The following is an 11,971-nucleotide window of genomic DNA, read 5'->3' on the forward strand; positions in this document are numbered from 1 at the left end:
GAAAAATAAAACAGCATGATAAAACTTACTACCACAGCACTACTAGGAATGGCTTTCTTAGCCATAATTAGCTGTAAAAATGAAGCAAAAAAAACAGACACACAAGAAACCGTAACTACAATAACTGATGTTACAGGAAACTATGTTTCTTCAGAATACGAAAAAAGGAACGAAGGGTACGACTGGGTTTCAGTTGCTGTAAGACCTGCCGCAGATAACAATATAAAAATTGCTGTTCGCTCACGTGCTGACAAGAAAAAACCTACCTGTACTTTTGACGCTCTTGCCGAAAAAACAAATGACAGCACCTACAAAGCTGTTATAAACGGTAAGACTGTAGTATTTTCTTTTAAAAACAAACAAATTTCTATTGCCACGGCAAACAAAGAAGATAATAGTTTATTAAACTTTTACTGTTCTGGTGGAGGAAGTCTTGCGGGTTCTTATCATAAAATTGAAGGAAACATTGACGAAACACAGATAGACAAAACCATTTTTAGAAAAAATGTGACCTTACAAGGAATTGGCTTCAACATTTCTACTCAAAAAAATGGAATGGAAACCGAGTTAACAGTTACTCCTTACGGATTAGAAATTGATAACTCAGCTGTTACTCAAACAATTGATGGTAACGTTGTTGATGCTGAAATTGAAGATTTAAACTCTGATGGTTCTCCTGAAGTATTAATTTATACACAATCTGACGGAAGTGGAAGCTACGGAAATGTAATAGGATTTTCAGTAAACAATAAAAAATCGATGAGTCAAATATACTTCCCTCCTATTACTGAAAATAAAAAGTTAAGTGAAGGATATATGGGACATGATGAGTTTACCATTATTGAAACAACCTTAGCGCAACGTTTTCCTATTTATACAAAAGAAGACACCAATGCCAACCCAACGGGTGGTACTAGACAAATTAACTATAAATTGGTTGATGGTGAAGCTTCTAGAAAATTTGTAGTAAAAAACTCAACTAACTTTAACACTAACAATTAAACTATTTATTATGAAGAAACTATCATTTGTATTCGCAACTATTCTATTAATCACAGTGTCTTGTGCTAAAAAAGAGGCTGCTGAACAATTATATGGCACTACTTGGGAACTAGAATACATCTCTGGACCAAGAATTGCTTTTGAAGGATTGTTTCCTGATAAAAAACCACAACTTACGTTTGATAAAGAAACAAAGAAAGCTACAGGAAACAACGGTTGTAACGGGTATACTGCTGAATTTACGTTAGGAGAAGAAAACGCGATTTCTTTTGGAGAAGCGGGGCCAACTACCATGATGTACTGCGGACAAGGGGAGCAAGAGTTTTTAAAAACCATTAAAAGAATTAACAAGTATAGTTTTGACTTAGAAGGAAAACTAAACTTATTAATGGACGATGTAACCATGATGCGTTTTAAAAAAGTAACTACTGAAGAATAATTCACGATAGTTGTTACTTTAAACGAACTAATAACATAGGGGAAACCTCATACTATACAGCCTTTTTTGGGTTTGTTGGTATGAGGTTTATTTTTTATTGCCAAAGGCAACGTCCGCTAATAAGTATATAGTGAATGTTGGGTTGAATCTATACAGATGTAAAAGCAGAGAACATGCCGTGGCATCAGCGACCCATGCCGTCGTGTCTTCGGAGCACGCCGTGATATTAGCGACCCGTGCCGTAGTGTCTTCGGAGCATGCCGTAATATCAGCGACCCATGCCGCGGTGTCAGCGACCTGCGCCGTGGTGTCTTCGGAGCATGCCGCAGTGTCTGCGGAGTACGCCGTGGTGTTAACGGAGCACGCCGTGATATCAGCGACCCGTGTTATGGGAGTATTCAATAAAGTGTGTCAACTCGTTTTTAATTTTCTAAATTAAGATATCAGAGGTCGTTAATAACGACTAAAACTACTTTTAGTCGTTAAATAGTTGCGATTATGGGTTTTCGTAAGAAAATTAAGTTATTATTAGTAAGTTCGTAAATGTATAAACAAACATAAAATACAACTATAAACCTACCAAAACAGGTGTATAACGATGTATTTTACATCTATATAAACAAGTTAGGTGCAATTTGAAAAAACTAATTAGTCCTCAAAAAAATCATCTGGAATGTTAGCTATTGGCAGAGTAAATCCTTTGTATTGTGTTGAAGATAAATAAACTGACAACATACCTCTCGTACCTCCAATTGCAATGTTTAATAGTTTACGAGCAAAACTTGAATCTAAAACATTTTTTCCTTTTCTTTTTATTAAAACATCTTTTATGTCAAACACACCAAATTCAAAAAAGGAAATTAAACTAAATAAATCTTTTTCATTTTCTTTTAGTATAACTGCTAAATCAACCTTAATACCAACTGCAGAGTTCTTTTCATCAATTTGAAACTCTGTGTTTAATGCTAAATTAATATTTTCGAATTTCAAATCGCCTTCAAATATATTATCATTATTCACTTGAAAAGAAAGTGGTTTAGCGTTGTATATTTCAATGCTTATATCTGATTTTTTCATTGTCTATTATCTAAAATTAATCAATGTTAAATATTAACTAATGTTGGTTTTCCTACGGATAACTCATTTCCTTTACTTCGGATTTTACGAACTTCTTTAGCTCTCCATTTGAAAGTACTAACCTCTGAACCGATTAAAACTAAATCGTGAATATTTGAAGGTTCTTGTACTTCATAAACCCCGTGTGTTTCAACAACACTCCACATATTTTCTTTAACACTTATCTGCTGAGTCTCCCTTTCTAGTTCTTTCACTCTTTTTTTAAGCCTATGAATCTCTAACTTTAAATCGTTTTCCGTTTCAATTTTAAAAATATTACAATTGATATGCTCTTTAATGTTACTGCTTGAAAGTCTTTTTATAATTGACATTCCAGTATGTGCTTCTATCAAACTTAAAGTTAAAATAGTAAAGTTATGGTTTCCAGAAACCCATCTAGTAACATCACTAGCAGTTTTACCTACTAATTCAGCAAAGGTCTTCTTATTCATACCTTCAACAGAACGAATATAATTACTAATCATTATACCTATTTCAGCAGAATGAGCAGTATAATTTTCAATTTCTTTTGGTATTTCAAAATCTAAATCGTTTATATTTTTCATAATTCTAAAATTTCTTCTTTATCAATTTCATCAATGGATATTGCTTGTTTTTTGTCAAGCATTTCTATGTGTTTTGAAATATTACATAATTCTTCGGCAGCATCTTCACATTCTGGAACTTCTTGATAAGTTTTAATTTCAACTCCGTTAATCTTTTCAGGTTTATGACATCCTCCACCAATAATTATTGTACTACCATTTAACACCCAATAATATATCCTATATCTGCTGGTAATTTTCACTCCATCTTCATATTTACTTGGTAAAGCAAATAAGCCTTCTCTTCCTTTACAGACCTCGTTACGTCCTTCGATTCCATATACATTAGCTGTATGAAGTATTTGAGATTTTAAAATTTGAGCATCTTGTAGTGATATTTGAGAAAGTTTTTTCAAAAAATCAAATGTTGGACTAGATATTGTATTTCCTTTTGGATCACAAACCTCATAAGTGTAGATGTCTACTACTGCAGCATCCTCAACAAATTCGCCAATTTTAAAATTCATAAATACACATATATGTAAAACGCTAAACTAAATAATTTATTTGAATTATTATGTAAAAATTATCATAAATAAAAACTGCACCTAACACCGTATAAAATTAATTGCTAGGTTATTGTCTTTTTGGAATAATCCTTCGAATGATTCAATTGGTTAGTTTCTTTTTGTTATTTTAGTTACTTAAGCACGCAACTAATCTTATACAAAACCGTTACCTGCAAGCTGAACTCACTCATACGTTTTGAAACAATAAAAAATGATTAAAATATATTTTGACTGGAATGTTCTATCACAAATGAAAAACGGTAAGCATTCCGAGTTAAAAGAAATAATTCAAGACAACGAAAAATTATTAATTCCGTTTTCAACATCACACATAAACGATTTATCTTCAAGTTTCAATAATACACCTGAACAAAAAGAATATATTAATTCTGATTTAGATTTTATTTCAAACGTAACCAACGAATATTGTCTATTCAATAACGGCAAAGGAATTGTCCTAGATTTTTATCCACCTAAAGAATTATTTGAACAAAATATCACTGACAAAGACACTTTTAGTGATTTGAGCATTGATGGATTAATGAATAACTTTGAAGATGATGAATTATCTAAAAGTCTAGTAAAACCAATATTTGACTTACTCAAATCCTTACCTATCGAAGAATCTTTTAAGCAAGCTTTCGATAATCCTGAAAGTTCTCAAATTATGGAAAAAATGTTTCCTGGTTTAAAGGAAAATCCAACAATGGATGGATTTTTTAAAAGTTTCAGTAAAATGAAATTCAACCTGAACGAATTAGAAGGTTACAAAGATTTAAGGCAAACTGTCCAAAGTGGCACAGGAATCAATAGAGATAAAATATTCGACACAGAAAACCCTTTTGATTTGATTCAAAAAAGTTATGATAAACTAGGTGTTTCACTTGACCAATTAAAACAAGAATCGAAATACAGTCCACAATGGTTCGATGATATTACAAATGAGTATCTTAAATTAGATATGCACGGTTATCAAGAAGATAAAGTAAATATTAAAAAAGGAAGAAAGGAAACATTCAAAAATACAACTGATGACGGATTTCACGCTTCTTTTGCTTCTACTTGCAATTTTTATGTGATTAATGACAATAAGTCTTACAAAAAAACTAAAAAAGTTTACGAAAAACTAAACATCAATACTAGAGTTTTTAAACCAGATGAATTCATCGATTTTTACAAAAGGTATTTAGATTATAATAATCCAATAATAGATTTAAGAATCATACAAGACATTCTTAATTCAGATAACTTTTATGAATCAAAAACCGAAGATGGAATTTACAAGACATACTATTTCCCATTCTTTTTATTTGGTTTCTTTAATAAAATCATTTGTTTTTTTCCAACAGATGAATCAGAAGAAAGTTCAACCTTCTTAAGTCAAGATAAGCCAACAAATTGGTTCATTATACCGAAAGAAGTAGAAATACTTGTCAAACGATTATTGCTTTATTTTGGAACAGATTTAAATAATGAAGGCGAGTTAAAACCCGACGAATATAATAATGATAAATGGGATGGAAGAAAATGGAAATTTGAAAACTTAACATTAAGGCTTCAATCTATAAACGGTTTTGTACAATTATATTGGGACTATGAGGAAGAAGAAGAAAAAGCCAGCAGGTAACAAAGAACTGAGGTAAAAAACAAGTACATTTTATCCTTTTTTAAACCAACGTACTTTTATAATTTGCGTCATAAGGCAAACCACTTTTTACTATGGCAAAAGCTTGTTTTAATAGCTTATTACACACCGCTATTAAAGCTAGTTTTTTGCTTTTACCTTTTATTCTTAGCTACAATTCACCTATAAATTTCTTGCTTTTTTTTTAAATTTTCTTGTTTTTTTCTTCGGTTTGTATTTGTTAAATTAGGTATTTTAACACGCAACAAACTAAAGAAACACGTTGTGGGCAATGTAAACAAACCTACGAACAGTCATTACAAAACCCAGTCAGAACGCAATTTGCGTTTTGAACTTCATAGCCATTAGGAACTGAATACTCAACAGGAACTTGCAGGCATTCAATCGTATCACACGACAAACACCGAAAATGAAAATGATGTTGAATAACTTCTTGTGGATTCTCACATTTTTTGCAAATGGCAAAATACTGTTTTCCGTCTTCTGCTACTATTTTGTGGACTATCTCATCCTCACAAAACCTGTTTAATACTCTATAAATTGTAGCTCTATTGATTTTAATATCTAACTGCTTTTCAATAACGTCTTGACTTAACGCTTTTCTTGAATTTAATAGTAAATTCAGTACTGCCTCTTTTGTAGGTGTATTTCTTCGACTCATATTTATTGCGAACAAGTTGCAATAATACAAAAAGATTGTATATTTGTCAAAAACACTATTGCGACATTTTCGCAATAATACAAATCAATGACAAGAAGAGAGATCATAAAACTATTTGGAGCATCAATCAGGTTTAGTTCTTACACTACCTAAATCATTAACTCTCTTTGCTCAAAACAAAAACAATATGGATAATAAAGAATTTGAAGTAATCATAATAGGCGGAAGCTATGCAGGCCTTTCAACAGCAATGACTTTAGGTCGTTCACTTCGTAAAACCTTGGTAATAGATGCAGGAAAACCGTGTAATCGTCAAACACCGCATTCACATAATTTTTTAACTCAAGATGGAAGTACACCAAAGGAAATTTCTGAAATTGCAAAAAACCAAGTAACAAAATACGACAGTATAAAATTTTATGACGGACTTGCAGTTAGTGGAGAAAAAAGTAATGAAGGATTTAAAATCGCCACTTCAAAAGGAGATATGTTTACAGCAAAGAAATTGGTTTTAGCAACAGGAATTAAAGACTTAATGCCAGATATAAAAGGTTTTTCAGAATGTTGGGGTATTTCAGTTGTGCACTGCCCATATTGTCACGGATACGAAATAAGAAATAATAAAACTGCCATAATTGCCAATGGAGAAAGAGCATTTCACCTTGCTTCTTTAGTGAATAATTTAACCCAAGAAATAACAATTCTCACTTCGGGAACAAAAGATTTTGATGAAAACCAGCTCAAAAAATTAAAACAACACGATATTAAAATCATTGAAAAAGAAATTTCTGCAATAGAATATCAAAATGGACAATTAGAAAAAATTGTATTCAAAGATGGTAGTTCGGAAAACTTTGATTGTGCTTATGCTTCTATTCCATTTGAGCAAAACTCGAATATCCCCAAAGAGTTAGGTTGTGAACTTACAGAGAACGGACACATTAAAGTAAATTTTATGCAAAAAACCACAGAAGAAGGCATTTTTGCTTGTGGTGACAACAGTACAATGATGCGTTCTGTTGCCATAGCAGTTTCTAGTGGTAACATTTCAGGGGCAGTTATTAATAATGAACTTACACAAGAGAGTTTTTAATATGGTTGAAGTATTTATAACTAATGTAAAATCAGTGTGTCTCTCACAAGAAATACTGAAACTCTTAGAGAAAAGTTTTCCAACTCTAAAAATCAATTTCGACTTGGAGGATTTTAACAAACCATATCCTTGTGGTCATTCCATTTTAAGAATTGAAGGAAAAGTAATTGACACAAACTTAATAACTCAACAACTTAGAAGCAAAGGAATTAAATGTGAATTATTAGAAGATAAAACTTGTATGTAGTATGACAGAATTTTGGGAAACAGCATTTAACGACAAACAAGAAATATGGGGAATGAAACCTGCAAAATCGGCTGAATTGACAAAAACCTTTTTTGTAGAAAATTCGGTAAAAGACATTTTAATTCCCGGAATTGGATATGGTCGAAATGCTCAAACATTTATCCAAAATGGAATAATAGTAAGCGGAATAGAAATTTCTAAAACAGCCATTGAACTCGCAAAAAAACATTTTAGAAATGAAATGACCATTTTTCACGGATCTGTAAAGAAAATGCCTTTTGATAACAAAAAATATGACGGAATATTTTGTCACGCTCTTATTCATTTATTGGACAGTAAAGAAAGAAAAAAATTGATACAAGACTGCTACAACCAATTGACAAAAAATGGATTTATGGTTTTTACCGCCATAACCAAAAATGCATCTCAATTTGGAAAGGGCAAATTAATAAGTAAAGACCGTTACGAAATTTATAAAGGAGCAAAAATATTTTACTACGACAAAGAATCAGTCAAAACAGAATTTGAAAAGTACGGAGTTTTTGAAATCACCGAAGTAAGCGAAAATCAGCCAATGTACCTGATTAAATGCAAAAAGGAATAAAAATAATGCCCACAACAAAGAACTGAGGTAAAAAACAAGTACACTTTATACTTTTTTAAACCAACGTACTTTTATAATTTTTATCATAAGGCAAACCACTTTTTACTATGGCAAATGCTTGCTTTAATAGTTTATTACACACGGCTATTAATGCTAGTTTTTTACTCTTACCTTTAGCAACTATTCGTTCATAAAGTTCTCGACATGCTTTGTTGTATTTACAAGCATAAAACTGCACATAAATAATAAATTTCTAAGCTTTGGATTGCCCATTTTACTTATTTATGGTCTTCCCTTTATACTGCTTCCTGATTCTCTAATAGTCGGGGTAATACCTACGTAACTACACAGCTCTTTTACTGATGTAAAACGATTAAAGCCATCGGTAAAAACCAATAACATCAATACTGTTTTTGTTCCTATACCTGGTATCTTTTTTAGTAAAGTCACTTCATTTTGGTAGCTCTTTTTTACGCTCTCTGATAACAACTCTTCTAATTTAACCATCTCTTTTTGTTACTGTTTTAGCTGCCTTTTTAAAAGAATTAACTACCAATTTTGAGGGATTCCCTAATACTGATTCACCATGAAGCTTATTCTTTAATTGAGTAGATTGTTTCGTGTAAACTCCCAATAAACGTACTATTTGTAAACATTCTTGTTGTTCCTTACTCTACGCTTTTTCCTTTCTTATTTATATTTTTAAATTTAATGAATTACAAACTTAAGAAGTGTATAATGTAAAAAACGACTTACCAAGATTCAAAATTCCGCAATAAAAGTTTTCAGAAAGTTTAAAATAACAAGCCGTAAGAGCATAAAATTTTCCAATTCATCATCCATACAAAAATTTCTATGCCCTTACTCGTTCTGTACTTCAATTAAACATGCAACACTTTCGTTTTTTTATCATAAGCCAAATTGTTTTTAGACTTTCCAAACTTGTTCAAAATCAGAACACCTATAAGTATTCCTAACATCCCTAAATAATGCCAAAAAACCAACTTTTCACCATCTAACACACCCCAAAGCACAGCAACAACGGGAATCAGATATGTAAGCGAACTAGCAAAAACGGCTGTAGATTTTTGAATTAATTGATTCTGCATAAACTGGGCTAAAGCTGTTCCCAAAACACCTAATGTAATTAATGATAGCAACGGAAAAACTTGTTGCTCACTAATTTTGATATACGACTCATATCCACTAAAAAATAAAAAAAGAAAGCCGAATATTCCTGAAAAAGAAACAGCAATTGTGGTTACGTGAAGTGAATTCACATCAGATAGATACGTTTTTACAATATTAAAATTCAACCCGTAACAAATAGTTGCGATAATAATTAATAACGCATACTCGTTTAACGAAAATGTGCTTCCTGTATTAATCAAAATTAAAAAACTAGCAGAAATAAAACCTATAGCAAGACCCAACCATTGTAATTTATTAATAGATTTTCTAAAAAACAGTAATCCAAGAATACTTGTAAACATTGGAACTAAAGCATTTAATATTCCCGCAAGTGCACTACTAATTTGAGATTGTGCGATACTAAACAGATAGGATGGAAAAACCATACTCAACAAGCTTACTAGTAAAATTACTGGAACTTTTTCACTTGGTATTTTTCTAATATGCCGAATGGCAAAAAAAAACATGACTAAAAAAGCAGATACTAACCGGATAGTTGCAGCCTGCCAAACCGTATAACCATTTAATCCATTTTTAATCAAAATGAACGAACTGCCCCAAATTAAAACCAACGCTATAAAATAGAACCAAACTTTATAATTATTTTTTACTTTCATCTCTAATATAAATTGAAATACAAAGGAAGAACACTCTTATTATTAAAAAAAATACTTAATTTTGATTAATTGATAACATATTTTAATCAATAGAATGACAACTACGCAATTACAAAACTTTTTGGTATTGACCGAAACGCTGAATTTCAGAAAGGCATCGGAACGGATTTTTATTGCCCAACCCGCTTTAAGTAGACAGATTCAGGTGCTTGAGGAAGAACTCGGTTTTTTATTATTCGACCGTTCACGAAAGCAAATTACGTTGACTAAATCGGGAATATTCTTTAAAACGGAGGTTTCCAAAATGTTGAACCAACTCGACCAATCCATTAAAAGAGGAGTTTTGATTAATCAGGGAAAGGCAGGCGAAATTAAAATTGGACACGCAAGTTCGGCGATGCATACTGTCTTGCCAAAACTGCTACGATATATGGAAACGAATCTGCCCGACTTAAAATCAAGTCTCGTAGAGGGAACTAATGAAATGATTTTCGACAAATTGAACGACAACGAGGTGGATTTTGGTTTTGTTCCAAACGCATTTATTCCCGATGGACTTTCGAGCCTAACGATTTACAAAGAAAACTATCTTTTAATTTTACCCAAAGAACATCGGTTGAACACCTCTAATTTTAAGGATTTGGCGGACTGTAAAAACGAAAAATGGGTCTTGAATCCACAACCCGAGGGGTTTGGATATATGGAAGAAATTTTAAAAATCATTGGAAATTATGGATATTCCCCGAAAATCGTGCATCGTTCGCCGAATACATCGACCGTCCTAAGAATGGTTTCTGCAGGACTTGGAATCACGATGATGGGAAAATCGACCTTAAAAGGGTTTTCGCTTGACCTAAAAAGTATAGAACTTTCTGATTTGCCATACCAATTGGATATGAAATTGGTGTGGAAAACGGAACGGGAAAATGAATTGGAATCGTATCTAAATTTTTTGAAACACTATTTGAAGATTTAAACATTGGAATACTTAACCCGTTACACACACTTTTACACCAACGCTTCATCCGCTGCAAAAATGAGTGTTTACTCCCTTCTTTATTATATGATAAATAAATGCTCGTGAATCTCCTTTGTCGATTTCACTACCTTTCAAAAGGAACACTTTAGAAGAAAACTTTTGAAGAACATTCCATTTACAAAAACAAACATTCGGACTAAAATTAATGGATTAGAATAAAAGGAAAAATTATTTTAATCACAAAAACTTGGGTAGAAAACACTATGCACAACAAAGTAATGTGGTAAAAAACAAGTAAAAACTCATTAACTTTTCACTAAAATACTTCTATAATTATTATCATAGGTTAGCCCTGATTTTGCGATAGCAAAAGCTTGTTTTAGTAGCTTATTACACACCGCTATTAAAGCAAGCTTTTGCCCTTTACTCTTAGCTAAAATTCACTTATAGAATTCTTGCTTTTTTTTTAAATTTCTTGTTTTTTTCTTCGGTTTGTATTTACTAAATTGGTTGCTTAAACCACATTACCGGCAATCGTAACAAAATGAGAATGTTGATATACTAAGTTATGAATGATTTACACGTAAGCACAATAATAACTATTATATTGATTTGCCATTTAGCAGCCATTACCATTGGGTATAAAATGCAAAAAACAACTTTAATAATTTCTTATTTGAATATGGTTACTGTGATAGGCATATTTGTTTTTTGGATCATTACTAACCCGACTATAAAACAACATAACTTTGAATTTAGAGAATTATTAGTGATATGTTTGGAAGCTTTTATTTTTATATTCGCTTTCTACTCTATAATTGGTTTTCATAATAAAGCTTATGTAAAAGTCATAAATTTCATTGGATTTGGAATTCATTTATTGGCTACAATAGGAATGTTTTATTATATGTTCGCATTCAAATTTGACAAACTTTTTTAATGATAAATCGAGCTTAATAATGAAGGTTTCTGAAATTAACATACTGATTATATTACTTGTATTTATTCATTTTACAGGATATGCACAATCAGACAATAATATGATAAACAGTTCTATTACAATGCCTTTAAAAATTGGAAAAAACCCTAGTACCCAATTTGAGAAATTAGTTATAGAACCTGCCAATTTATTTATTCAATCCAAACCAATAAACAACGACTCACCACATTTTCAACTAGAATTAAATTTATTGAGTTATTAAGTTACGTTCTGTTTTATTTGTTTCCAGGTCATAGGCTCATTATTAATCATTCTAATAATAG

General features: G+C 31.5%; 13 protein-coding genes and 3 pseudogenes. 8 read left to right on the forward strand and 8 right to left on the reverse strand.

Features of this window, described 5'->3' with window-relative positions; translation table 11 throughout:
• Positions 1-15 precede the first annotated feature (15 nt).
• On the forward strand, positions 16-1,002 hold the full coding sequence (locus Q4517_RS09905; RefSeq protein ID WP_303508689.1) for a PliI family lysozyme inhibitor of I-type lysozyme: 987 nt from the start codon (positions 16-18) through the stop codon (positions 1,000-1,002).
• 10 nt (positions 1,003-1,012) lie between these two features.
• Positions 1,013-1,441: an META domain-containing protein gene (locus Q4517_RS09910; protein WP_303508691.1), complete on the forward strand. Its 429-nt coding sequence runs from the start codon at positions 1,013-1,015 to the stop codon at positions 1,439-1,441.
• A gap of 648 nt (positions 1,442-2,089) precedes the next feature.
• Here Q4517_RS09910 and Q4517_RS09915 read toward each other — a convergent pair.
• The 3 genes from Q4517_RS09915 to Q4517_RS09925 are packed head-to-tail and all read right to left on the reverse strand — an operon-like array spanning position 2,090 to position 3,629.
• The gene (locus Q4517_RS09915) at positions 2,090-2,518 is read right to left on the reverse strand and encodes a hypothetical protein (RefSeq protein WP_303508693.1); all 429 of its coding nucleotides are present in this window, start codon (positions 2,516-2,518) and stop codon (positions 2,090-2,092) included.
• A gap of 26 nt (positions 2,519-2,544) precedes the next feature.
• Positions 2,545-3,123, reverse strand: coding sequence for a hypothetical protein (locus tag Q4517_RS09920; RefSeq protein WP_303508695.1), 579 nt, complete (start codon positions 3,121-3,123; stop codon positions 2,545-2,547).
• Positions 3,120-3,629 carry a hypothetical protein gene (locus Q4517_RS09925; RefSeq protein ID WP_303508697.1) on the reverse strand — a complete coding sequence of 170 codons (510 nt, stop codon included), beginning with the start codon at positions 3,627-3,629 and terminating at the stop codon, positions 3,120-3,122. Before Q4517_RS09925 ends, Q4517_RS09920 begins: the two co-directional genes overlap by 4 nt.
• Positions 3,630-3,882: 253 nt before the next feature.
• Here Q4517_RS09925 and Q4517_RS09930 point away from each other — a divergent pair, with 253 nt between their 5' ends.
• The gene (locus tag Q4517_RS09930) at positions 3,883-5,298 is read left to right on the forward strand and encodes a hypothetical protein (protein ID WP_303508699.1); all 1,416 of its coding nucleotides are present in this window, start codon (positions 3,883-3,885) and stop codon (positions 5,296-5,298) included.
• Positions 5,299-5,338: 40 nt separating this feature from the next.
• Here Q4517_RS09930 and Q4517_RS09935 read toward each other — a convergent pair.
• A pseudogene (locus Q4517_RS09935) lies at positions 5,339-5,467 on the reverse strand (IS110 family transposase); the annotation flags it as partial.
• Positions 5,468-5,599: 132 nt separating this feature from the next.
• Positions 5,600-5,977, reverse strand: a complete 378-nt coding sequence (locus tag Q4517_RS09940; RefSeq protein WP_303508700.1) for a Fur family transcriptional regulator — start codon at positions 5,975-5,977, stop codon at positions 5,600-5,602.
• A 187-nt stretch (positions 5,978-6,164) separates the two neighbouring features.
• Here Q4517_RS09940 and Q4517_RS09945 point away from each other — a divergent pair, with 187 nt between their 5' ends.
• The 3 genes from Q4517_RS09945 to Q4517_RS09955 are packed head-to-tail and all read left to right on the forward strand — an operon-like array spanning position 6,165 to position 7,921.
• Positions 6,165-7,070 (forward strand): NAD(P)/FAD-dependent oxidoreductase, encoded by a 906-nt coding sequence (locus Q4517_RS09945; protein WP_303508702.1) that lies wholly within the window; start codon positions 6,165-6,167, stop codon positions 7,068-7,070.
• Entirely contained in the window at positions 7,045-7,317 is a 273-nt protein-coding gene (locus Q4517_RS09950) for a hypothetical protein (RefSeq protein ID WP_303508704.1), read from the forward strand. The genes Q4517_RS09945 and Q4517_RS09950 overlap by 26 nt, the downstream gene beginning before the upstream one ends.
• A gap of 1 nt (position 7,318) precedes the next feature.
• A complete protein-coding gene (locus Q4517_RS09955; RefSeq protein ID WP_303508706.1) occupies positions 7,319-7,921 on the forward strand; it encodes a bifunctional 2-polyprenyl-6-hydroxyphenol methylase/3-demethylubiquinol 3-O-methyltransferase UbiG in 603 nt (200 codons plus the stop codon).
• A 55-nt stretch (positions 7,922-7,976) separates the two neighbouring features.
• Here Q4517_RS09955 and Q4517_RS09960 read toward each other — a convergent pair.
• Together Q4517_RS09960 and Q4517_RS09965 are read right to left on the reverse strand one after the other, a co-directional pair.
• Positions 7,977-8,594, reverse strand: a pseudogene (locus Q4517_RS09960) (IS110 family transposase); the annotation flags it as partial.
• A 208-nt stretch (positions 8,595-8,802) separates the two neighbouring features.
• Positions 8,803-9,729, reverse strand: a complete 927-nt coding sequence (locus Q4517_RS09965; RefSeq protein ID WP_303508708.1) for a DMT family transporter — start codon at positions 9,727-9,729, stop codon at positions 8,803-8,805.
• Positions 9,730-9,823: 94 nt separating this feature from the next.
• Between Q4517_RS09965 and Q4517_RS09970 the strand changes: the two genes are divergently transcribed.
• Positions 9,824-10,705, forward strand: a complete 882-nt coding sequence (locus Q4517_RS09970; RefSeq protein ID WP_303508709.1) for a LysR family transcriptional regulator — start codon at positions 9,824-9,826, stop codon at positions 10,703-10,705.
• Between the two features lie 308 nt (positions 10,706-11,013).
• Here Q4517_RS09970 and Q4517_RS09975 read toward each other — a convergent pair.
• A pseudogene (locus Q4517_RS09975) lies at positions 11,014-11,148 on the reverse strand (IS110 family transposase); the annotation flags it as partial.
• A 483-nt stretch (positions 11,149-11,631) separates the two neighbouring features.
• On the opposite strand from Q4517_RS09975, the gene Q4517_RS09980 reads away from it, so the two are divergent.
• The gene (locus Q4517_RS09980; protein ID WP_303508711.1) at positions 11,632-11,910 is read left to right on the forward strand and encodes a hypothetical protein; all 279 of its coding nucleotides are present in this window, start codon (positions 11,632-11,634) and stop codon (positions 11,908-11,910) included.
• The last annotated feature ends 61 nt before the right edge of the window (positions 11,911-11,971 follow it).

Source organism: Tenacibaculum sp. 1_MG-2023 (assembly GCF_030547425.1).
GTDB lineage: Bacteria > Bacteroidota > Bacteroidia > Flavobacteriales > Flavobacteriaceae > Polaribacter.

Coding starts and splice junctions, on each gene's coding strand:
- Q4517_RS09905 (WP_303508689.1), top strand. CDS start 16: ATGATAAAACTTACTACCACAGCACTACTAGGAATGGCTTTCTTAGCC.
- Q4517_RS09940 (WP_303508700.1), bottom strand. CDS start 5,977: ATGAGTCGAAGAAATACACCTACAAAAGAGGCAGTACTGAATTTACTA.
- Q4517_RS09915 (WP_303508693.1), bottom strand. CDS start 2,518: ATGAAAAAATCAGATATAAGCATTGAAATATACAACGCTAAACCACTT.
- Q4517_RS09970 (WP_303508709.1), top strand. CDS start 9,824: ATGACAACTACGCAATTACAAAACTTTTTGGTATTGACCGAAACGCTG.
- Q4517_RS09965 (WP_303508708.1), bottom strand. CDS start 9,729: ATGAAAGTAAAAAATAATTATAAAGTTTGGTTCTATTTTATAGCGTTG.
- Q4517_RS09910 (WP_303508691.1), top strand. CDS start 1,013: ATGAAGAAACTATCATTTGTATTCGCAACTATTCTATTAATCACAGTG.
- Q4517_RS09955 (WP_303508706.1), top strand. CDS start 7,319: ATGACAGAATTTTGGGAAACAGCATTTAACGACAAACAAGAAATATGG.
- Q4517_RS09930 (WP_303508699.1), top strand. CDS start 3,883: ATGATTAAAATATATTTTGACTGGAATGTTCTATCACAAATGAAAAAC.
- Q4517_RS09950 (WP_303508704.1), top strand. CDS start 7,045: ATGAACTTACACAAGAGAGTTTTTAATATGGTTGAAGTATTTATAACT.
- Q4517_RS09945 (WP_303508702.1), top strand. CDS start 6,165: ATGGATAATAAAGAATTTGAAGTAATCATAATAGGCGGAAGCTATGCA.
- Q4517_RS09920 (WP_303508695.1), bottom strand. CDS start 3,123: ATGAAAAATATAAACGATTTAGATTTTGAAATACCAAAAGAAATTGAA.
- Q4517_RS09925 (WP_303508697.1), bottom strand. CDS start 3,629: ATGAATTTTAAAATTGGCGAATTTGTTGAGGATGCTGCAGTAGTAGAC.